The 23,607-nt window shown below is 50.1% G+C and carries 15 protein-coding genes and 1 pseudogene; 12 read left to right on the top strand and 4 right to left on the bottom strand.

All coding sequences use genetic code 11. The features are described 5' to 3' along the window. Positions 1–169 precede the first annotated feature (169 nt). Positions 170–1,177, bottom strand: coding sequence for an acyltransferase family protein (locus AC5OW4_RS05155; protein WP_072686055.1), 1,008 nt, complete (start codon positions 1,175–1,177; stop codon positions 170–172). 195 nt (positions 1,178–1,372) lie between these two features. On the opposite strand from AC5OW4_RS05155, the gene AC5OW4_RS05150 reads away from it, so the two are divergent. Together AC5OW4_RS05150 and AC5OW4_RS05145 are read left to right on the top strand one after the other, a co-directional pair. Beyond that, on the top strand, positions 1,373–2,161 hold the full coding sequence (locus tag AC5OW4_RS05150; RefSeq protein WP_072686057.1) for a ZIP family metal transporter: 789 nt from the start codon (positions 1,373–1,375) through the stop codon (positions 2,159–2,161). A 154-nt stretch (positions 2,162–2,315) separates the two neighbouring features. Beyond that, the gene (locus tag AC5OW4_RS05145) at positions 2,316–4,187 is read left to right on the top strand and encodes a serine hydrolase domain-containing protein (protein WP_195548181.1); all 1,872 of its coding nucleotides are present in this window, start codon (positions 2,316–2,318) and stop codon (positions 4,185–4,187) included. Positions 4,188–4,539: 352 nt separating this feature from the next. On the opposite strand, the gene AC5OW4_RS05140 is transcribed toward AC5OW4_RS05145, so the two are convergent. Then, positions 4,540–6,144: a sensor domain-containing diguanylate cyclase gene (locus AC5OW4_RS05140; protein ID WP_072686061.1), complete on the bottom strand. Its 1,605-nt coding sequence runs from the start codon at positions 6,142–6,144 to the stop codon at positions 4,540–4,542. Between the two features lie 430 nt (positions 6,145–6,574). Between AC5OW4_RS05140 and AC5OW4_RS05135 the strand changes: the two genes are divergently transcribed. After that, positions 6,575–8,254, top strand: a complete 1,680-nt coding sequence (locus tag AC5OW4_RS05135; RefSeq protein ID WP_229056848.1) for an FMN-binding protein — start codon at positions 6,575–6,577, stop codon at positions 8,252–8,254. A 322-nt stretch (positions 8,255–8,576) separates the two neighbouring features. On the opposite strand, the gene AC5OW4_RS05130 is transcribed toward AC5OW4_RS05135, so the two are convergent. Next, positions 8,577–9,935 carry a M14 family zinc carboxypeptidase gene (locus tag AC5OW4_RS05130; RefSeq protein WP_295768077.1) on the bottom strand — a complete coding sequence of 453 codons (1,359 nt, stop codon included), beginning with the start codon at positions 9,933–9,935 and terminating at the stop codon, positions 8,577–8,579. Between the two features lie 133 nt (positions 9,936–10,068). Further along, positions 10,069–10,875 carry an acetate and sugar kinases/Hsc70/actin family protein gene (locus AC5OW4_RS05125; protein ID WP_195396827.1) on the bottom strand — a complete coding sequence of 269 codons (807 nt, stop codon included), beginning with the start codon at positions 10,873–10,875 and terminating at the stop codon, positions 10,069–10,071. Between the two features lie 202 nt (positions 10,876–11,077). On the opposite strand from AC5OW4_RS05125, the gene AC5OW4_RS05120 reads away from it, so the two are divergent. The 9 genes and pseudogenes from AC5OW4_RS05120 to AC5OW4_RS05080 all read left to right on the top strand — a co-directional run. Next, complete coding sequence (locus tag AC5OW4_RS05120; RefSeq protein WP_295768073.1) at positions 11,078–11,608, top strand: hypothetical protein; 531 nt, start codon at positions 11,078–11,080, stop codon at positions 11,606–11,608. Further along, positions 11,598–13,343: an InlB B-repeat-containing protein gene (locus AC5OW4_RS05115; RefSeq protein WP_493676728.1), complete on the top strand. Its 1,746-nt coding sequence runs from the start codon at positions 11,598–11,600 to the stop codon at positions 13,341–13,343. The genes AC5OW4_RS05120 and AC5OW4_RS05115 overlap by 11 nt, the downstream gene beginning before the upstream one ends. A 12-nt stretch (positions 13,344–13,355) precedes the next feature. Then, positions 13,356–16,664 (top strand): InlB B-repeat-containing protein, encoded by a 3,309-nt coding sequence (locus AC5OW4_RS05110; RefSeq protein WP_493676735.1) that lies wholly within the window; start codon positions 13,356–13,358, stop codon positions 16,662–16,664. 304 nt (positions 16,665–16,968) lie between these two features. After that, positions 16,969–18,114, top strand: a complete 1,146-nt coding sequence (locus AC5OW4_RS05105) for an anaerobic ribonucleoside-triphosphate reductase activating protein (protein WP_072686071.1) — start codon at positions 16,969–16,971, stop codon at positions 18,112–18,114. Between the two features lie 21 nt (positions 18,115–18,135). Further along, the gene (locus tag AC5OW4_RS05100) at positions 18,136–20,523 is read left to right on the top strand and encodes a ribonucleoside triphosphate reductase (protein ID WP_072686073.1); all 2,388 of its coding nucleotides are present in this window, start codon (positions 18,136–18,138) and stop codon (positions 20,521–20,523) included. 150 nt (positions 20,524–20,673) lie between these two features. Next, positions 20,674–21,381 carry a deoxyribose-phosphate aldolase gene (deoC, locus tag AC5OW4_RS05095; RefSeq protein WP_072686075.1) on the top strand — a complete coding sequence of 236 codons (708 nt, stop codon included), beginning with the start codon at positions 20,674–20,676 and terminating at the stop codon, positions 21,379–21,381. Next, positions 21,378–22,544, top strand: coding sequence for an N-acetylglucosamine-6-phosphate deacetylase (gene nagA / locus AC5OW4_RS05090; RefSeq protein ID WP_072686077.1), 1,167 nt, complete (start codon positions 21,378–21,380; stop codon positions 22,542–22,544). Before deoC ends, nagA begins: the two co-directional genes overlap by 4 nt. A gap of 134 nt (positions 22,545–22,678) precedes the next feature. Beyond that, the gene (locus AC5OW4_RS05085) at positions 22,679–23,221 is read left to right on the top strand and encodes a DUF3783 domain-containing protein (RefSeq protein WP_072686079.1); all 543 of its coding nucleotides are present in this window, start codon (positions 22,679–22,681) and stop codon (positions 23,219–23,221) included. Between the two features lie 96 nt (positions 23,222–23,317). Next, positions 23,318–23,607, top strand: a pseudogene (locus tag AC5OW4_RS05080) (cystathionine beta-lyase); the annotation flags it as partial.

Genomic DNA, 23,607 nt, shown 5'->3' with positions numbered 1-23,607 from the left:
AATCCCACCTTTCTATCTGTTGGAACTTTTAGATTAATTGATCCGGCGAAAGTTTACATTCCGGCTCAGATCAGGCTTTTTAACAGATTCGTGTATCATTATAGTATAAAAGAGAGAAATTGTCATAGGAAAAAGCTTTCATTCCGCGAACACTTTTGTAAGGATCGGGCTATTTCAGAAACGGCAGCCATTTGCGGATGATCGCCGTCATGATCATCGTCAAGGGGAAAACAAAGCAAAACCGCACCGCGCCGTTGGTTAAATACAAGGAACCCAGCAAGATTTCGCCCAGCTCCAGAAACATCGCATGACAAAAATAAATGACGGTGCTCGACTCGCGCAAAGCTTTGAAGTTCAGTTTCCAGTTCAGTGGGATCCGTAATAATCCCGCGAACCAGTATAACGTAAACGGCACTGTCATGAAATACATGTTGTAATCCAGCGCCCAGTGAAAATGCCGCACGGTAAACGCCTCGATCACCAGCAGCCCAAACGCCGCGGCCGCCTTGGCAAACGGATGGCGGATCGCTTCTACCCGGTTCTGATCAGCCAGCGCCATGCCCAGCGCGACAAACAGCACACCGAAGAACAGGCCGTTGCGGGTCGTGAACATCAACAGAAAGTACGTGTTGACTGACTGCAGCAGGATTTCATTAGTGATCAGTCCGTGGTAGGTTTCGATCAAACCGAATAAAAACAACACGCCGCCGGTGATCAATAAAGCCTTCATTGAAAATTTTTTTAAAAACAGATGACAGAACACCATCGCGAAGATCAGCGCCGACATATACCACAGATGAAAGTAGGTGCCGATGTTGAACAGCGCGATCGGCAAGGCCGCCAGCCACAGCGCGCCGCTGATTTCCATCATGGTGCCCAGCTTGTGCATGCCGAAGGGGATGTAAATCACACTCCAGATCAGATACAGCTTGACTAACCGCTTGATATAGCTGCGGAAGTAATTCTCATCCTTGTGGCAGCGGCCGATCTGCATGAAATATCCGGCCGAAATAAAGAAAAACGGAATGACGATTCTTCCTAATATATTGCTTGTCACAAAGCCGAGATCCGGCCAGACTTCATAGAAGGGATAAGTGTGAACGACGATGACGAGGAAAGCACAGATAAATTTCATCATGTCGACGGCAGGATACTGACGGGTTTTGGCAGAGGTCATGGTATCGCTCCTTTAATCTACTCTGTTTTCATTAGGATACCACATTTAGGAAACCGGTGGGAATAAAACCTTCAGCTCTGAAAGAAAGATGAAAGAATTAAAGCCGGAAAGCGTCTGAATTGACTTTCTGCGCCGCTTTCTTTACAATGAATTCATAAAGTTAAATAAATCTAACAAACTCAAGGAGGAGTGAAGATGAATGCAATAGCTTATGCGGCCCTGGGCACCGGATTTACGTTTCTTCTGACTTCGGCCGGCGCGGCGGTCGTCTTCTTTTTCAAAAATCAGGTAGGCGGGAATATCCAGAAGGGATTTCTTGGCTTCGCGGCGGGCGTGATGGTCGCGGCTTCGGTGTGGTCGCTTTTAATCCCGGCGATCAGCGAGGCGGAGGCGATGGGCTTGATCGGCTGGGTTCCGGCGGCGATCGGCTTTGTCGCAGGCGGCGTGTTCCTGTATGCTCTGGATCATCTGCTTCCGCATCTGCATCTGGAAGAGAAACAGCCGGAAGGGCTGAGCAGCAGCTGGAAGAAGACGACGTTGCTGGTTTCCGCGGTGACGCTGCACAACATCCCCGAAGGCATGGCCGTCGGTCTGGCGTTCGCGATGGCGGCCCAGCATCAGGATCCGGCGATGATGTCGGCGGCGATGGCGCTGGCGATCGGCATCGGGATTCAGAATTTTCCCGAGGGCGCGGCGATTTCGCTGCCGCTGCGGCAGGAAGGCTTCAGCCGTTTTAAAGCATTTCTGTACGGGAGCTTGTCGGGGATTGTCGAACCGATCTTCGGGATTTTGACAGTGCTGGCAGCTTCGCAGATCGCCGGATTGATGCCGTGGCTGCTTTCGTTTGCGGCTGGGGCGATGATCTTTGTCGTCGTCGAGGAACTGGTTCCTGAAGCCCACCTGAGCGAGCATACTCATATTGGCACGCTCGGCTTCATGCTTGGCTTTCTGATCATGATGATTCTCGACGTCGCGCTGGGCTGAGCGAAGAAATAAAGAATGCTCGACAAGGCAGGAACGCTGACTTTTTCATTGCAGAAATAACCGGCAGGACAACCCCGGCGGCTGATGATGCCGTCCGTCCTGTCTTTTCTTTTTTGTTTGCGGTATAATGGAAAAAAATAAGGAGTGAAAAGATATGGATTGCGAATGGAGTAAAAGAACCTCGGATTTTTTAAGCATGACGCTGGCGAAGGACTATACGTCGGTTTCGTATGCTTTGCAGGTCAATGGCGAACTGGTCGCTGCGGACGCCCTGGGTTGGCAGGATCAGCCGGAAAACGTGAAGGCGGACACGCGCTGCACTTACAACGTGGCTTCGGTATCGAAGATTTACTGCACGGCGGCGGTGATGGTATTAGTCCAGCGGGGTCTGGTGGATCTGGATACGCCGGTCGTTCAGTATGTGCCGGATTTTAAAATGCTCGATGACGATTATAAGAAAATCACGGTGCGGCATTTGTTAAACCATGCCAGCGGTCTGCCGGGAACGCAGTGGAAGGGCTTTTCCGTCACCGCGCAGACAGAGCGGGATTATTATAAAGAAGTGCTCGACTATCTGGCGGTCAGTCATCTGAAAGCGCAGCCGGGCGAATATTCGGTTTACTGCAATGACGGCTTCACGTTGGCGGAAATTGTCGTGGCACGCGTCAGCAATCAGCGCTACTGCGATTTTCTGCGTGAGAACATCACCGCTTTAATCGGCGCCGAATCAACCCGCACGATTGAAGACCGCAATCCGGAATATCCGTTGGTCCATGAAAAGAAGAAACCGGCCGAGCTGTTGTTAGTCGAAGGCGCGGGCGGATTGACGACGTCGATGATCGATTTGTGCAAGTTCGGTAAGCTGTTCCTCTCTGAAAATCCTATTCTGACGGAAACGTCCAAGCAGGAAATGGCAAAGAAACAGGGCGTTTCCTTTCTGCCGCAGGATCAGAAAAGCCCATCTTATGGCTTAGGCTGGGATACGGTGTGTTTCAGCGATCCGGATTTTGACCTGGGCGAAGGCGTGCTGCGCAAGGGCGGCAACAGCTTTCAGTTTACCTCCCAGCTGATCGTCATCCCGAAGTACAACGCCGTGCTGGCAATCAGCGAAACGCATGACTGCAAGATCGACGTCACGCAGGCCGCGCTGCATATTTTAGCGCAGTGGCTGCTGGAAAAACGGGGAATTTCGATTTACCGCCGGGCACAGGCAATTCCGCAGGCAATTTCCGACGCCTTCAGCGGAACGTATCTGATGCCCAGCGCGATTGCCAAGGTCGCGATGCGGGGCGCCATCGCTCACTTTCAGGACACGCCGTTAAAAGCTCAGGCCTATCCGTGGGAAACCTACTTACGCTATGACGGAAGCCGCTGGATCGCCAGTGAAAAGGTGAATTATTTCTTTGCCGAAGCGCAGGGCGACCTGTATCTGATGAGCGGGATGAACGGTCAGACCTATCCGGTCGCAATGAAGGCGAAAGCCTTCAGCCCGTTAAGCGAAACCTGGAAACAACGGCTGGATCATCCGTATGTCGTTGTCAATCCGACGCCGGAGGATTTAGTCATCGGGGAGATCATGACCGGTTTTCGTCTGCAGGCGCTGCCGGACTTCGACGGCGTCCTCGTCGCTTCATTCAGCGGACGGCAGGGCAGTGATGTGTACAGCGGCGGCTTTGACGGCAGCTTTATACCGGCGGACGAAAATCATGGCCGGGGTTTCCTGCGCACCCCATGCAACGGCAGCCGGGATCTGATCGATCCGTATTTCTTCACGCAGAAAGAGGCGGAATTCTGCGATGTCGCGTCCTACCGCTATCAGCGGGCAGACACGCTGCCGGTCTATGAAGGGCAGGGCTTTGCCGATCAGCCGCAGACGTTCCGTCTGGATCATCGCTTTGATGGTACGCTGAGCGTTCCGGAAGGCCGGCGTCTGATGGTGCTGGATAACGATCTCAACGTAATCGGGGATACCTTAAGCGATGAAAAGATCCAGCCGGCAGAGGCGGGCTACCTGCTTTTGATCTGATGCTCAGAATTTTCACAATTTTCTTTTTACGTAAAAGGACAGGCGGAGGATTTTGTCAGCCATGTGAGGCTGGCGGTGAGAAAGGAAAGTAAAACGCTGAGCGGCAAGGTTCATTCCAGCCGTTCAGCGCTTTTTGCATTGTTTTTTAGCGAGTGAGATTTTTTAAATTCTTATGAAAAACAGACGATATGCCTTCTTCTCATTAAAATACTTGTTTTTTATGATCTGCTTTATATAAGGCGGTCTTGAAATTTGAAGGCATTCGCCTGACCATCAGGCGGCTCGCTGTCTGCTTGCGGCAGATAAACTGGTTGGAAACTTGCACCATCCGTCTCACATCAAATTCTGAGTCTTAAGCGTGCGCAAAGCCGCCGTCGTGAGTTGTTTTGGCTTGGTACAAGGCGGCGTCCGCGGTTTTCGCCAGCTGAGCGTAATTGCTTCCCCGGCGTGCGATCACCGCACCGGCGGATAAGGTGATGTTCGGCATGTGCCGGCGGGCGGATTCTGCTATCAACGTCGCGTTGATATCGCCGACGATCTTTTCGGCAACGGTGTAATCCTGCGTATTCGCGATAAAGATTGCAAATTCATCGCCATGCAGACGCGACGCAGAGTCCACGGTTCGAATACGGCCGATGATCATCTGCGCGGCCAGCTTGATTACCTCGTCGCCCATCTGATGCCCGTAATTGTCATTGATCGTCTTGAAGTGATCGCCATCCAACAGGATCAGAATACCGCTGTCGGTTTCCTGCATGCTCTGAATCTGATCTGTCACGTTCTGCCGGAACGATTTAAAATTCATCATGCCGGTCAAGTCGTCGATGGCCGCCGCTTTCTGCGCGGCTTTCAAGGCGATTTCCAGACGTTTCTGCGTCTGGCCCAGCTCGACGTAGGCCTGCTGCAGCTCGCGGGTGTTCCATTCCTTGCGGATGCGGCTCAATCCGTAAACCAGCACCAGTTCCAGCAATAAGAACGGAAGCAGCCAGACCTGCGCGGTTGCGGCGAGCATCGCGCCCAGCGGGACCAGAATCAGGATCTGATAATCTTTCCCGGGACTCAGATAACCATAAACCTGTTGGGAACCCAGCTTGATCAACATGGCCTGCTGCGGCCGGGCGAGCAGCTTTTGGAAACCGGCGTCCCCTTGTTGGCGGAAGTGGGCGAAGGCTTCGGCGGCGTCGGCTTGTTCTTTGGCTTTCTGCCACGCTTCAGTGCCTTCTTCCAACGTTTTGACCGCAGCCTGCGCCTGCTGCAGGGCAGCGGGGGCAAGAGCGGCGTTTGGACTCAGTGTGCTGCCCAGATATGTTTCTTCCGTACTCCCGATAATCGTGCCATTGGCGTCGTAGACCAACAGCTGTTCGTGCGCATAGCTGCCTAGCTCGCTGACTAACCGCTGGATATTGCCCATTTTGATATCGTAGGCGAAGACCGTTTTCTGATCCGGCTGCAGCTGCGAGATCGTCGAAAGAATATAATGGTTGGCATAGCTCATGTAGGGTGGCGTGAAGACGATCGCGCCCTGACCCTTGACGGCATTCTGATACCAGGGCCTGTCCTGCGGCCGGTAACCGGTGCTCTCATATTGCGAATACGGCGTATCCCAGCTGTAAAGATAGCGGTCCTGATACACCATGTAAACACCGTCGAAGGTGTCGCCCTCAATCGCCGCCAGCGGCCGGTCCAACGTTTTCAGATGGTCCCAGATGAAATCAGGATCCGGATGATCGCTTACGGTTTGCTGAAGCAGCTGCGCAAACAACTGGAATGAATGAGTGTAATCTGCCATGACGCTGCCGAGTTTTTCCTGAGCCTGCTCCCCATGATGCGTTAAGACTTGCTGAACGTGGCGTGATTCCTGGACGGCGATTAAACTGCCGGCGATCAGATTCACACCGAGGAAAAACAGAACGAGAACAAGCTGACGGTGCTGTACTTTGCTTTTTGACGCTTTCAATGAAACTCCCCCTTATTATAAAACACAGAAACGGCCCGGTTCGCGAGGCGATGCAGGAAAACGACAGCCATCGACATCCGGACGGCAGAAAAACAGAAGATGAGATATTGTATAAAAATCGGAGGGATCAAGATAATTTAATCATAGACCTTTGTTAGAAAAAAAGCCAATTTATTCTTACGTTATTTGAAATTTGTTCGATTACGAGCACATTTTAGCTTTTTTAAGGAAGTCAAAGAGACTGGATTACAAAATCCCCGGTCCCCGCAAAGAAAAAAAGTAAACGCTTTCTTCTATTCCCTATATCTAACCCTTCCTCATCTAGTGTTTATCCATAATAGTTCTATGTTAATCCATACTGTGTGAAGCAGACGGCTGTCCCGCCCCGCTTTGACATGCTATGCTAAAAACATCACAGGGAGGAAAAATTATGAAAAAATGGACTCGGCTTCTGGCCGCAGCCGTACTGTTGATATCCGCAGCGGCGTGCAGCACTCCGGAAGCCAAAACCGAAACGTTGGAAGGCAAAGGCAACGGGTTCGGTGGTTTGATCACCGTCACTGTAACGCGCAAAGATGGCAAGATCACAGACGTCAAGGCGGTGGGCGATCAGGAGACGCAGGGAATCGGCTCCCAGGCGATCGAACAGCTGCCGCAGGCGATCGTCAAGGCGAACTCCACCGACGTCGATAATGTCAGCGGAGCGACGTTCTCCAGTCAGGGAATTAAAGACGCAGTCAACAACGCGCTGGATCCGCAGACCTATCCGTATGTGGCAAAGGCGGAAAAAGAAGAACAGCCGAAGGAAGTCGTGGCATCCGATCTGAATCAGGGACTTGCGATCGTATCCAACGGCCGGTTAGGTCCGGGCAAGGATGATCAGGAAGTCTCCGTTTACAGCTTCAACGAAGTGGTGCTGAACGCTTTATTTGATAAGGACGGCAAGATTCTGGATCTGAATATCGACGAGCTGGAAGTTGCAACGCCGAATTATGACGGTGCGGATATGCCGCAGTTCTCCGGTTTCCCGGGTCAGGGTGGCTATAACTATGATGAAAATCACGATGGCAAGGTCGAAGGTAAGACAGCTGACAGCGAGGAACAGTTCTTGGCTGAGTTTGATACCTGGAAGACCAAGCGCGAACGCGGCGAGAGCTATAAGCTCAACAGCGGTACCTGGGCGAGTGAGATGGATGTTTTTGAACAGCTGTTTGTCGGTAAGACGGTCGCGGAAGTGGAAGACTGGTTTGCCAAGTACACCGATGCCAACGGCCGGCCATTGCAGGCGGAAGCCAAGAGCGATGAGGACAAGGCAAAATTCAGCGCGTTGAGCGATGAGGAAAAGAAGATGCTGGAAGACGTCCGCACCGGCGCGACGATCTCTTTAAAAGATGCGCACGGCGATTTTATTACGGCATTGAAAAAAGCGTATGAACTGCGCCAGCCGTTAGACGTCAGGGAAGCCGCGGCGGAAGGGCTGGGCGTCGCTTCCAACGGCCGTGTCGGACCGGGCAAGGATGATCAGGAGGTTCAGGTTTACAGCTTTAATACGCTGGTGGCCAGCGCGTTGTTTGATGCGGAAGGCCGGATCGTATCGTTGAAGCTGGATGAACTGGAAGTCGCGACGCCGAATTACGACGGTGCGGATATGCCGCAGTTCTCCGGATTCCCGGGTCAGGGCGGATACAACAATGATGAAAATCACGACGGCAAGGTCGAAGGCAAGACAGCCGACAGTGAGGAACAGTTCTTGGCTGAGTTTGATACCTGGAAGACCAAGCGCGAACGCGGCGAGAGCTATAAGCTCAACAGCGGCACCTGGGCCAGCGAAGCCGATGTGTTTGAGAAGTTGTTTGTCGGCAAGACGGTCGCGGAAGTGGAAGACTGGTTTGCCAAGTATACCGACGCCAACGGCCGGCCATTGCAGGCGGAAGCCAAGAGCGACGAGGACAAGGCAAAATTCAGCGCATTGAGCGATGAGGAAAAGAAGATGCTGGAAGACGTCCGCACCGGCGCGACGATTTCCTTAAAAGACGGTCATGGCGACTTCATCCAGGCGATTAAAAACGCTTACGAAAACCGTCGTCCGATCACATTGAAAAGCGAATAACAACCAACGGGAATCATCAGCTGGAAGTTTCAAATCACCCCTTTTAAACACGGGTATGATGGTTATTGGCGCAAAAAGACGAACTTCAATTTGTTCGTCTTTTTTACTTCTGTCATGACCAGCCCGAGGTTTGATCAAAACTGAGGATCGAAATTCTATCCCGCAATGAAGAGTGAGAATGGAATGAGTGTGGCGGCGATGCGAGTTCAGGCAGCCTTAGGCGCAATGACGTTTGATCGGGACTGCCGCCGCAAAAACAGCGGTGGATAAAAAAGAAAAATATAAAAAAGGAAAATCTGAAACACGATTTTCCTTTTTTCCTTTATTTAGAACGAAGGAGATCGGCCACGAGCATACCGCTTTCCAGCTGCACGCCGATCAGGCTGCGGATCGGAACGACAGAATAGTCGATGTCGTTTTCAAGTGCCGCCGCCAGAGTGTCAAAGCCGGCCTGTGCCTGATCCAGCGCGGTCTTGGCCAGGTGCGGATCAATGTCGGTGTGCTCGATTGCGTAATTGATTGCGCGGACGCTCAGCCCCCAGCTTAACAGTGTGTAGAAACGGGTGATGTCCAGACAGTCGAAGGCTTCCGATTCCTTGCACGGCTGCTGGTAAGCTTCCGTCTTTTTATAATAATCAATCTGCGCCTGCGTGGACGCGTCGTTTTTATCGACGGAAAGCAAAACGATCTTCGGGAACGGATTATCCTCGGTCAACCATGGTTTAACCGGTTTTAGGATCTTGCCGATCTGTTCGATCTGATCATGTTTGACCTGTTCGCCCTGGATCGCCGCTTCCGCCCGGGTGAACGGCATGATCGTATCGGATACAATTTTGCGGGAGAAGAAATACGGCAGCTCGGCGACCAGCGTGTAAGTGCCGTATTGCGAAGCATAATCGTCGGAGCTGGTGCCGCAGCTCATCATCTCTTCCGGATGTTCCATGCTTTTCTCATAATAGTCGTAGGAATCCTTGGAGCCGGTCATTTTGTAGCAGGCCGGGGCGTATTGGGTGACGTAAACCATTTCCGGTTCGCCCAGATTCAGCGGTACATTCTGCTTTTCCGCCGCCTTGTAGAAGCCGTCCCATAAGCTTGGCTCATCGCCGGATACATACCAATACGCGCCGCCGAAGCCGGCGTTGTGCAGCGAGTACATGAATTCCGGTTTGACACGGTCGATGATGTTCATCAGCACCTGAGTTTCCGGGATCGGCGTCGTCCAGCTGTAATTTTTATAGGTGAACGGGAATGTCCATTCTGCCTGTTCCGAACCGACCGGACGGAAGAAATTCCGGGCGTAATTGGTGATCGTAAACGGTCCCTTGAACCATCCTTCATTCAGCTTTGTGCCGTCGACGTCGATGCTTTTGATCAGATACCAGGTATACCCCAGTTCACTGCGCAGCGCTTCATCCTCGCATAAGCGGCGTGAGAAATATTCCAGCATCATCGCGCCCATTGGTTCGTTTGGATGCGGACAACCGAACATAAAGGCGTTTTTCGAGCCGTCGCCGATCTTCAGACAATAGATCGGATGGCCGCCGCGGGAAGTCCCTTCCTTTGTGACCGTGACCAGATCCGGATATTCTTCGGCCAGCTTCAGGGTGCTGGCATCCATTTCATCCACGGTCAGAAAATGATCGTAGGCCGGGATTTCGTCGATGAGTTTTTTAAAGTCCATACTTTGTTTCTCCTTTCAGCAAGTAGATTCATTTTATCATGGGTCATTCAGTTTGGGCGGCGCTTTCTGAAAAAAGAAAGACGAAAAAACGAAATCCTCCTTTTTCAACTGTAACAATTTTCAATCCGAAGTGTTAAGGAATTGCCAGCACCGCGCCCAACGCCGCGGCATAGACGGCATGCGCGGGAATCAGAAAGTTCACATTGTAAATCTGGCTCATTCTTTCATAAAGCGGTTTGGCCTGCGGCAAAGCCGTCAGAGCACCGGTCAGCACGATCGTCTGAGTGGTGTCCCGGCGCAAAGCCAGAATCGCCATGACGCCGATGGTTTCCAGAATCATATTGATCACGCCCGCCGCCTGATCTGCAGGACTGCCGATGGAGTTCAGCTTTCCCAAATTGGCGGCCGTCAGATTGGCGGTCAGCGACTGTGTTTCATCGCGGGTCAGATCGCCCACCTTCAGATCGACATTTTTCAAATTACCGGACCCGGCCAGCTCAATAAAATCGGCCAGCGCGGCAGTTCCGTTTAACCGCAGCGCCAATCCCGCCAGGGTTCCTCCGCCGACGCCGGTTCCGCCGATGTGGCTGATCTTTTCATGATCAGCCCGAACCAGCGCTGTCCCTGTGCCCATACTGACGGCCAGAATGTCCCATTTCTTTGACAAAGCCTGCGCACCCCGGCCCACTGCCTGCATTTCGTCGATTTTCAGCCAGCCTGGCCGATCTTCGATAAATGAGCTGCCGACTCCTGTTAAAGCAATTCCGGATACCGTCTGATTGCCGCAGTGTGACGCCAGAAAATGACTGAGCGCAGCATCCAGTTTTATCGGACTGCGCAATGCGGCCAGCTGTTTTTCGGCCACAATTTGACTGCCGGGGTGAACAGCGATCAGTTTTGTTGTGGAACCGCCAAGGTCAATTCCGATTCTGATAGTCATGGGTTATCCCCCGTTTCTGTTCTCTTATAATAAGTTAGTTATATCGTGGACTGTAAAATTTCGCAAGCGTGAATAACTGATTATCCACTAAAGGAGAAATTAAACTGTTTTATTTTTTCAATCTTTCTCCCTGTAAAACCAGATATCTAACCAATTTATAACCGCCTGCTGATAGAATGAAAATGTCTTGGAGGTGTAGCGTATGCGGAAAAAGTTAGTTCTTGGGTTAATGGCAGCGATGTTGGTAATGAGTCCGATACGAATTTTAGCGGATTCTGCGACACCGGAGCCGGAAACTGAACAAATTGACGATGAAGAAACACCGCGGGCTGCCCGCAGAAATCAGGACTCTGCGCTCCTCTTTGCTTTCCTTGGCGCCGGCATCGTTGTGATTGCCGCAGCCTGGAAAACAAAAAATCAGAATCTGAGTTTATTTGTCAATCAAGTGGATTCCAATGGAGACGGCAGTTATACAGTCACCTGGGGTTATAAGAATCCCAAGCATTCCAAGATCAAATACGACAAGGACGAAGCCGGTTTGAAAATAAAACGAGGCACTGCGATCGTCCTGAAAAAAGCAGAGCCGACAGAATTTGAACCAGGTATCCACAAAGACGCTATCATTACGGTCATTAACGACGAAACTGAAATCGAATGGATTGCGGGAAATCAGAAGGTCGGCGTTAATGGAAGAATGATCAAAATAGAAGGGAGGAACGAGAATGAAGATTAAAAACAGGTTTGACAGAGTATTAAAGATGTTGACCGTCTTCGCGATGACGATGTCCTGCTTTGTGGACATGCCGATTCGGGTTGTAGCGGAAAGCTTTGACGTCGATTCTGTAATCAGCATTGAATCACACAACAACGAGACCGATGTGAATGATAGCGAAGCGAGCTTAGCTGTAAGCGTTACTGTCAATGGTCAGACAGCAACAGCGCAAAAATCAGTCGCATCGGGTACTCTGACCGTAAGGGCCAACGATGGTTTTGAAATTGATTCAATGATTTTGGACGGCGTGGAATTCAGTGAATCCACAGACGTTCAATCGGGGGAACATTCTCTTAACATCACGGCTCACACAACAACTTCTCAGATTGATAAATCTAAAGAAAACCAACAGCCGGATCCGACGGTGGAACCAACACCGACGATTACTCCTGATCCAACACCAGAGGCGAGTGAGGAGCCAAAGACCACGGAAACTCCAGTGGTTACGGAAACACCGAAGGTAACGGAAGGACCAACGGAATTTATTCCTCCAACAAGTAACGCCATTATTCAAAATATTGAAGGTGATGATGTATATCTTCTCACTATATACTATGTTTATGGGGAAGATGCAGCTCCAGAAATTGCGAACACGGCAGCGCAAGCAACGTATTATGCAGATGTAATTGCTGGAAATGAATACAAAGTTACTTCTAAAGAAATTCAAGGATATGAGGCAAGTCAAAGCCTTGTAAGTGGAATAATGCCGTCGGAAGATCTGACGATTACCGTTACGTATCATCCTACTGAGACTGCGTATACTGTTAATCATAAATTCATACAACTTGATGGTTCATTTATTACGGAGTCAGAAACTTTGTATGGCAAATTTGGAACAGAAACTCAGGCAGTTGCCCGGCAAGTCAATGGCTTTGAAGCTGGTGTAATCGAAAACACTCTAATTTCGGCGAACACAGTTGTTGAAATTGAGTATACACGAATCAATTATACAGTGCGATTTGACTCTGATGGAGGTAACTATATCAGCGCTGTGGAAGCACCTTTCGAAACAGTAGTTGATTTATCAACGAAAGTACCGACGAAAGCAGGCTACGATTTTGCTGGATGGTATAATGGAGATTCTAAAGTTGAAGGATCTGTTAGTTTGACGGAAAATATAACTTTAACTGCTCATTGGACATTAAAAGCAAATCAGAAAGCTGATTATCAAGTTATTTTCTGGGTTGAAAAGGCAGATTCTGAGGATTATGATTTTCTGTATAGTCAAACAGTATACAATGCTCGGGTCGGCAGTGAAATTAAGAATTATCCAACCTTTGATAGTTCAAAATTATCAGCAATAGGTATGAATCCGGCCGGATTTAAAACACCGGTTATGGAAACTGGCAAAACAGTTGCACTAGATGGCAGTACAGTTTTAAATGTTCGTATTAATAGAAAAGTTTTTAGCTTATCATTTTATAATGGCCGGCAATTAGAAAAAACTATAACTAAAAAATACGGAGCGAATATTACTGCACAGTGGCCTTCGGGAAATTTATGGCGAGAAGATTCCCAGTATTGGACAGGAATGCAGCAAATGCCAGCTGAAGATAAAACTCTATATAAGGTAAATTCATCTGGAAAAACATATAGTCTTCATTATATGGTGGAAAGTTTAAAAGACAGTTCAACTTATGATGAACACCATGTTGACAGCTATGAATATAGGACGTCAATGAGCTTATCAAATTAGGATTGTTATCCGATAGAGGGTTATAAATTCGTAAAATCAAATCCGAAGGCAGGTCAAACTATTAGAGATAAAGCATATATTTATTATAGCCGAAATTCTTATACATTAAGTTATGATGCTAACGGTGGTAAAAATACCCCTATTTCCAAATCGATAAAATACGAAGAAGTTTTACCTGAGACAGAGACGATCCCTACAAAAGAAGGATATGAGTTTACAGGTTGGTATTACGATCCAGGAGCACAAGAAAAAGTTAATTTTGGTAAAGATAAAATGCCAGCTCATAATACAGTATTGTATGCAGGGTGGGCAGTTAAAACTTATGAAGTTAAATTTGATTTGAATTATGACGGTGGCATAGATTTCATTGTAAATGCAAATTATAATTCCCCAGTCAAAATTCCGGATGCTCCTGAACGCGATGGATACACTTTCTTGGGATGGTCGATTAATTCTGAGACTTTAGTTAAGTATGATTTTGGGACTCCGATTAAGGACAATATCACGCTTTATGCTCATTGGCAGGCTAAGAATTATACCTCTTATAATATTCGTTATTTGTTAGAAGGTACTGATACGGAACTTGCTGATTCGATAAAAGTTGATAATCAAAGAGTAGGTAAAACAATTACTGTTTTTGCAAAGAGTATTGAAAATTATATTCCTTTATTGTCAAGTCAAAGCTTAACTTTAAAACAGACAGATAATGAAATTATATTCTATTACTCTCAGGCAAAAGAAAGAGGATATACGATCATTGCGATGGATGTAAGTGATCCTGAAAAACCAGTTGAGTTAATTCGTAACGGAGATAACAAAACAGATCGTGCTGCAGTAGTAATTGATGCTCCTTCAATTAATGATTATATTCTTGCTGATGGAGAGACTGCTCGAAAAACATTAGTTGTTTCTAATAACGAAACAGAAAATGTTGTTACATTTAATTATGTAAAACGCAATGTTGGTTATACTGTGAATTATTACAAAGATTCGACAGATGAATCAAATTTACTCAAATCTGAAACAGGAACTGGGAGAATAGGAACAACCATTCCTTATGAAAACGGCAAGTATTTACCTAAAGGATATGTTGCTCCAGGAACTGTAACAGGACCGGAAAAGATAACTAATATTGCCGCAAATAATGTCATTAATATCGTTTATGCAGAAGCTGCAAAAATAACGATCAACTACGCAGCAACAACAGGCGGAAGCGTGGATCGTTCAAGTGAAAGCTTAGCACCGGCAACGGGCGAAGCTCAGGGCTCGACGGCAACAGCAAGCGCAGGATACCATTTCGTGAATTGGACGAATGCGGAAGGCACAGAAGTCAGCACAGACGCTCACTTTACACCAGAAAAAGTTGATGGATTGAATGTAGCGGCAACGTACACTGCAAACTTTGCGGAAGATGCGAACGTAACGATCAACTACGCAGCAACAACAGGTGGAAGCGTGGATCGTTCAAGTGAAAGCTTAGCACCGGCAACGGGCGAAGCTCAGGGCTCGACGGCAACAGCAAGCGCAGGATACCATTTCGTGAATTGGACGAATGCGGAAGGCACAGAAGTCAGCACAGACGCTCACTTTACACCAGAAAAAGTTGATGGATTGAATGTAGCGGCAACGTACACTGCAAACTTTGCTGTCAACTCCTATAACTACAAAGTTTCCCATGTCTACCGTGATGCTGATAACAATGTTGTTGAAGAACTGACAACGACGGCAGCTGACGAGAAACGTGATTACCTGTCTGCTATTTCTGAATCTCCAAGAGGTCCAGAAAATGCAAATGGCAATTTCGTTCTGTCGAATATCGAAGTTGACAGTGTTGATGAATCGACATTGCAGGCAGATGAAGAAGGCAATATTACGGGAACCATGCCAGCTGAAAATCTGACAATCACGTTCTACTATGATGCAGATAATATCGGTGAGAAAGATCCTGAAGAAGGAGATGGAATCGCAGATAAATATCAAATCACGGTTACGTATGACGCTGTAAACGGCAAAGTTGTTGCTAATCAGGGGCCATTTGTATTGACGAAATACAATGCCAATCATGAATATGCAATGGATGGAGTCGCTTATCTGGCTGAAAATCAGATCGCAACAGTTGAACCTTATTCAGGTTATCATCTGGCAAGTTGGGCACCAGAAGAACCGACAACAGAAATCGCATTGAATAAAGATACGGAATTCGTAGCGACATTCGTCATTAATGAATACCAAGCGACAGTGAAGTACGTTGATGAAGATACAAAGGAAGAAATCGGGACAGCGAAGGAAGTCACAGCGAAGCATGGGGAAACGATCAATGGTGCGGATCATAAGATCAACATCGAAGATTACGTTTATACCTATGCGGAAAGCAAGGAAATCACGGAAGACGGAATGATTGTCAACGTTTATTACAGCGCAGATAAAAATCATGACGAGATTCCGGATAAGTATCAGATTCACGTATACTACAATGCGGTGAATGGTACGATCACTGCTAACCAGGGTCCGTTTACCTTGAATAAGGTCAACGAGAAAGGCGAATATGCGGTTGATGGCATCGCTCATCTGAGCGACGATCAAATTGCGAAGGCAAGTCCGAATAACGGATATCGGGGTGGTACTTGGAGTCCAATGGCTCCGACGACTGCACTGGATCTGACAGAGGACATTACTTTCACGATTACCTTTACAGCAAATCCAGTCGATCCGGATCCTGTTAACCCAGGCTGTCCGGCAGGAACGGAATGGAACGAAGAAGCCCAGGCTTGCTTAGCGCCAGTCGTTCCGCCAGCACCAGTTGTACCTCCGGGACCAGGTCCAAATAATCCTGAACCGGAAGAAGAAGTCATTGTTGAACCGACAACACCGGAAGGCGGCGGAGAAGTAACGCCAACACCGACGCCGGAAGTTGAAGAGATCGAAGAACCGGAACAGCCGCAGGTCAGCCACAAGGGTTCTTGGGCTCTGATCAACCTGATCGCCAGCTTGCTTGGCTTGTTAGCGGCGCTGTTCCTGATTTTCGCGAAGCACTCGAAAGAGGATGACGACGAGGATGATCAGAATCAGACCGCAGCGATGAATGAAGAAGAAGATCCGGAACAGCTGAAGCGCAAGAGAATCTACAAGTGGATCTCGGGCTTAACGGCTGTCATCTCAGTCATCGTCTTCGTTCTGACCGAAAACATGCGGCTGCCGATGGTCTTGGTAGATAAGTGGACGCTGTTGATGGTCGTCTTCTTCCTGATCAATGCCGTAACGCTGTACTTAGGCAGAAAATGGCATGAAGATGAGGATGACGAAGAACAAACACAGGCGTAATTATCACAAAGTTAACGGAAAGGTCGAGCATACGCTCGGCTTTTCTTTTGCTTTTCAAGCTTGGAATAACCATCATTAAAATGAAAACGCATGTCAGTCATCAATCCGGTTTATGGAAAACTGAAAATGATTTCAAGATTAGAAGGGGCTAACCTGTCAAAATCCGCCTGGTTAAAGGACTTAGCTCTTTTGAGTGAACTCAGTCGAAATCTGAATAAAAAATTCAGGAGAACAAGGCTTGATGGAGCAGGTTATACGTGCTATCATTTCAATAGTTGAGTTTCCAACTAATTGAGGTGAGGGGATGAAAAAGACAGGACGGCTGTTGACGGACTCGTCTATTTTGTATCGCTGTTCGCAAAAATACTACGATAAAGTGCTGGACGCCTATCAGCTGGGTTCCGGACAGCTTCCGTTTTTAATTTTCATTTATGAGAACGAAGGCATTACGATGAACGGTCTGGCGCAGCTGGGCTGTTATGACAAAGGAACCGTAACCAAAGGCGTTCAGCGGCTGGAAGAAGTCGGATATGTCACGATCGAGGTCAGTCCAACGGATAAACGCGTGCGCACGCTGCGAACGACGGCGAAAGCGAAAGAGATTATCGGTCAGATCTATTTGATTCGCCAACAGTGGTGGGATCAGATCACGCAGAATATGAGCGAGGATGAAGCGGCGCTGTTTGAAAAGCTGCAAAGTAAGGCGGTTGCCAACGCATTAGATTATCTGGCGGAAGAAGAACAGGAATCGCAGCGGGTGGGAATTTTCGGCATTCAGAAAATGACGCTGCTCGATTATCCCGGCAAGATCGCATGCACGCTGTTTACCGGTGGCTGTAATTTCCGCTGTCCGTTCTGCCAGAACTCTGATCTGGTGTTTCTGGCGGAGAATATGGCACAGATTCCCAGGGAAGAACTGTTCGACTTTTTAACCCGCCGTCAGGGAATTCTGGAAGGAATTTGTATCAGCGGCGGGGAACCGCTGCTGCAGCCGGGGATCGAAGCTTTCTTACGCCGGATTAAGGAATTGGGTTATCCGATCAAATTGGATACCAACGGCAGTTTCCCAGATCAGCTGGAGCATCTGATCGACGAGGGATTGATTGATTACGTGGCGATGGACCTGAAAAACTGCCGTGAACGCTACAGCGAAACGGTCGGTTTGACAAAGCTGGATCTTGCGGCTGTTGAAAAAAGTGTCGCGCTGTTAATGCAGGAGAAGATTCCGTATGAATTTCGAACGACAGTAGTCAAGGAGCTGCATACCGCTGAGGATATGCGGCGTCTGGGCGAGTGGATCAAGGGCGCCCGCAAGCTGGTTCTGCAGCAGTTTGTCGACAGCGAGCGGGTGATTCAGCCCGGCTTGCACGCCTGCACCAAAGAAGAAATGGAAGCGTTTCGGAAGATTCTGCTTTCGTGGGTACCGGACACCGAGCTCCGGGGGTTATAGAGGAAAGAAAGGTAGAGACGTATGTATAAAGTAGTTAAACGCGACGGCATGATTACGGAATTTGATATCAGCAAGATTTCACTGGCGATCACCAAAGCCTTTGAGGCTCAGCAGAAACAATACCATTCCAGCGTGATTGATATGCTGGCGCTGCGGGTAACCGCGGATTTTGAAAGCAAAATCAAAGACGATCTGATCCAGGTGGAAGATATTCAGGACAGCGTGGAATCAATTCTGATCCAATCCGGATATTCCGACGTCGCCAAGGCATACATTCTATACCGCAAACAGCGGGAAAAAATCCGCAATATGAAATCGACGATTCTCGATTATAAAGAACTGGTCGACAGCTACGTCAAAGCGACGGACTGGCGCGTGAAAGAAAATTCAACCGTGACTTATTCGGTCGGCGGTTTGATTCTGAACAACAGCGGTGCGATCACCGCCAACTACTGGCTTTCGGAGATCTATGACGAGGAAATCGCCAACGCACACCGCAGCGGCGATATCCATCTGCACGATCTTTCGATGCTGACGGGCTACTGCGCCGGCTGGTCGCTGAAGCAGCTGATTCTGGAAGGCTTAGGCGGCGTACCGGGCAAAATTACCTCCAAACCGGCGAAACATCTGGCTTCGCTGTGCAATCAGATGGTCAACTTCCTGGGCATCATGCAGAACGAATGGGCGGGCGCACAGGCGTTCTCCTCGTTTGATACGTATCTGGCGCCGTTTGTCAAGGTCGATCAGCTGAGCTATGACGAAGTCAAGAAATGCGTCGAGTCGTTTGTCTATGGCGTCAACACACCGAGCCGCTGGGGCACGCAGGCGCCGTTTTCCAACATCACTCTGGATTGGGTTGTGCCGGCGGATTTAGCGCAGCAGCCGGCGATTATCGGTGGTCAGCCGCAGGATTTCACCTATGGCGACTGCCAGAAAGAAATGGATCTGGTCAATAAGGCGTTTATTGAAGTTATGATCGAGGGCGACGCCAACGGCCGCGGCTTCCAGTATCCGATCCCGACGTATTCGATCACGAAAGATTTCGACTGGTCGGACACGGAAAATAATAAATTGTTGTTTGAGATGACCTCGAAGTATGGCACGCCGTATTTCTCCAATTACGTCAACAGCGACATGCAGCCCAGCGACGTCCGCAGCATGTGCTGCCGGCTGCGGCTGGATCTGCGCGAACTGCGGCGGAAGTCCGGCGGCTTTTTCGGCAGCGGCGAAAGCACCGGTTCGGTTGGCGTCGTGACGATCAACCTGCCGCGGATCGCTTACCTGGCCAAGGACAAAGATGATTTTTATGCCCGGCTGGATCGTTTAATGGATATTTCCGCGCGGTCGCTGAAGGTCAAGCGTCAGATCATCACCAAGCTGCTCAATGAAGGGCTTTATCCTTATACCAAGCGCTATCTTGGATCGTTTGATAACCATTTCTCAACGATCGGACTGATCGGCATGAACGAGGTCGGACTGAACGCGGCCTGGCTGCGCGCCGATCTGACGCATAAGGAAACGCAGGAATTCGCCAGGGAAGTGCTGAACCACATGCGCGAACGGTTAGTCGTGTACCAGGAAGAATACGGCGATCTGTATAACCTGGAAGCCACGCCGGCGGAATCGACGACCTATCGCCTGGCCAAGCATGACAAGCAGCTGTATCCCGACATCATCACCGCGACGGAGGACGGCAACACGCCGTATTACACCAACAGCTCGCATTTGCCAGTTGGTTATACCGAGGATATCTTTGAGGCGCTGGACGTTCAGGACGAGCTGCAGACGCTGTATACTTCCGGTACCGTCTTCCATGCTTTCTTAGGCGAAAAGCTGCCGGACTGGAAAGCCGCCGCTTCCCTCGTCCGCAAGATTTCCCAGAATTATAAACTGCCTTATTATACATTGTCTCCGACATATTCGATCTGCAAAGACCACGGTTATATCGCGGGAGAGCAGTATGTCTGCCCGATCTGCGGCCGTACAACTGAGGTTTACAGCCGGATCACGGGTTACTACCGGCCGGTTCAGAACTGGAATGCCGGCAAGACGCAGGAATACAAGGAACGTAAGGTCTATGATATCGGTCATTCCGTCCTGAAAGGCCGTCAGGCGCTGAAAGAAGCCCCGGTCCAGCCGGAAAGCCGCGAGGAAAAGAGTGTGCCGTCCTCTTCCGCGGAAGGCCGTGTCCTGTTGTTTACGACGAAGACCTGCCCGAATTGCAAGATGGCCGGCCGGCTGCTGGAGAAAGCCGGGATCGCCTATGAGCTGATCGACGCCCAGGAACAGGCGCAGCTCAGCGAACGCTTCTCGATTATGCAAGCGCCGACGCTGGTCGTCGTAGATCAGAATTCCAACTGCGTCTACAAGACGAATAACGTCCAGGAATATATCACGCGGCAGCGCTGAGGAACAATCCCATTTTCCAATGTCAGGAGGATGGGATTTTTTATTCTGAAAATTGAGTCAATCTATGAATAATACTGGCATTCATGAAAGCGCTTCGTTATAATGAAAGCAGACAGAACGGAGATTGAAAAGAAAGCGAGGAACAGGAAGATGGAAGAAAAGTTGGAAGCGCAGCTGCGCGAATTGGCCGGGATGATCGACCATACGATACTCAAGCCGGACGCGACAAAACAGAAAGTGCTGGAGGTTTGCCAGGAGTGCCGGGATTATCATTTCAAGATGATCGCGATCAACTCCTGTCAGGTGACGTTGTGCCACCATGCCTTAAAGGGCAGCGGCGTGCATGTCGGAGCGGCGATCAGCTTTCCGCTGGGCCAAACTGAACTGAACGTCAAGCTGCTGGAAACGGAGCATGCCATCCGCCAGGGCGCAGACGAGATCGATTATGTCGTCAACCTGACGGAGCTGAAAAGCGGCAACTGGGATCTTGTGCGCAAGGAGATGGATCGGATCACGCGGCTGTGTCACCAATATGGCAAGATCTGCAAGGTCATCTTTGAAACATGTTATCTGAGCGAGGAAGAAATCATTCGCCTGGCGCAGATTGCGCGCGAGGTGAAGCCGGACTTCATCAAGACCTCGACGGGTTTCGGTCCGGCTGGAGCGACAGCCAAGGACGTGTTTATCATGAAGCATGAAGCGGGCGAGGACGTCCAGGTCAAGGCGGCCGGGGGCATCCGTTCCTTAGCGGCGCTGCTGGAAATGAAGAAGGCGGGAGCGACACGTTTCGGCACCTCCTCGTCGATCAAGATCATGGAAGAAGCCCGGAAGCTGCTGGAAGAAGGCGGTACGCTGTGAAAACGCTGATCCATAACGCGCATGTGATCGCCGACGGGTTTCGCGAGATTCCCTGCGGCGCGGTGCTGGTCGAGGAGGGAAAGATCGCCGCGTTGATGCCGGAAGCGGATTGGTCTGCGCAGGCGGAGAACGCGGACGAGGTCATCGACGCGGAAGGGTTGATGCTGACGCCGGGCTTGATCGACATTCACATCCACGGGGCGGCCGGGGAAGATCTGATCAGCGGGAAGGCTGAGGCGGCGGAAGCGGTGAGCCGCAACGTCGCGATGGACGGCTGTACGGCGTTCATGGCTTCGCTGACGGTCGTTTCGCATGAACGATTGTTGGAAATTCTGCGCGGCCTGGCATCGGTGGCGGACTTGCCGGGGGCCGCGATGCTGGGCATTCATTCGGAAGGCCCGTATTTAAGCCCGGATTATAAGGCGCTGATGGATGAACGCTACCTGCGCGATCCGTCGTTAAAGGAACTGCGGGACATGGTTGAAGCGGCGCAGGGACGCTTGAAAGTGATGACCGTCGCGCCAGAGCGGGCGGGCATGGATGGCTTTATTCAGGCCGCGGTGCAGGCGGGAATCACGGTGATGGTCGGCCATACCAACGCGACCAGCGCCGACGTTCACCGCGCCAGTCTCGCCGGGGCTGCCGGCTTCACCCATTTATACAACGCGATGAGCCAGCATCTGCACCGCGATCCCGGCACGGTCACGGGCGCGTTTTTAGAGGAAGGCATGAAGGCGGAGCTGATCGCGGACGGCTTCCATGTCGATCCCGAGGTTGTCCGGATGACGTGGAAACATTTCGGTTCACAGCGGCTGGTGCTGATCACCGACGCGATGCTGGGCAAAGGGATGCCGGACGGCGACTTCGAATTCAGCGGGCTGCATTGCCGCAAGCACGGCCAGCATGTTCAGGTAGTGGAAACCGGCCGGCGCGCGGGATCGGCGATCGGCATGAACGACGCGGTGCGGATGATGGGTGAGATGTGCGGCTGCACGCCGTGCGAGCTGGTTCAGATGGCCTGCGTCAACCCGGCTTCCTTAGCCCAGGTCGGAAATCGTAAAGGCCGTCTGGCAGCCGGTATGGACGCCGATCTGGCGCTGTTTGACAAGCAGTGGCAATGTCGGGGAACCCTGGTGGAAGGGCGTTGGGTTTACCGCCCTTGATCACAGCGGAACAGTCTGGCGAACTCCGTGTCCAAAGAAAGTGCTTCCCTTGGTAAAAAATTAAAATTTCGGGTTTAAGATTGGATATTCTTTCCAGCTTCGGGTATAATACAAACCACTGGAGGCATAAAACTATGAAAAAAGCGATTTATTGTTATAACATCGACGACGTCGATCAGCATATTTTAGAGACGATTACAGCCCCGATGAACATTGAGCTGGGCTTGTTGGACGACGGCATGCTGAAGCTGACGGTCGAGGAAATCCTGCAGCGGCAGCCTGCCAGCAATCAGGACTGCACGCGGTTCGATATTTCGTTTATGCTGATGGATGAGCTGAGCGACGAAGAGATGAAGCAGATTCTAAGCGCTGGCGAACAGGCGCACTGGCACTTTGATCCGATCAAAATGTTCGTGACTGAGCACAATCGTTCGTGGACGCTGGAAACGCTGTTTGGCGAAGTGATGAAGGAACATCACCTGTTTGCCAAAGCCGAGCAGGTGGCTGCGATTCTGCGCCGTGCGGATCAGCTGGATTTGAAAAGCTGGCCGTCTGAGCAGGCGGAACGCCTGAACATCGCGCTGATGAAAGGCTATATGTTGTTAAAGAGCGGCCGGTTTGACGAGGCGCAGCTCGATCAGACGCTGAGCGAACTGACGCAGGCGATGGGGGAGTGAATTTCATTCTCCCTTTTAATTTGACTTAAAAACTCGCAGGCAAGCTACCAATCTTGAATAAATTATGCTAAACTGGGAGAGCAGAGGTGAATAAATATGAAATATAATTTTGATCAAGTGACCGACCGCAGCCATACCGACGCCACGAAGTGGTTTGTTGTACAGGAAACGCTGGATATCCCGGATGTGACGCCGTTGTGGATCGCGGATATGGATTTCGCGGTTTCCGATCCGATCCAGGCCGCGCTGAAAAAGCGCATGGAGTGCCCGGCTTACGGATATACGGAACGCGGTCCGATTTATACGCAGGTCATGGCGGACTGGTTCAACCGCCGCTATCAATATGGTGCGGATCCGGAAATGATGATGATGTCGACCGGAGATCG

This window comes from Holdemania sp. (assembly GCF_986127675.1).
Note: the sequence above shows the minus strand (reverse complement) of the source record. Positions and strands in the feature narration are given on the sequence as shown.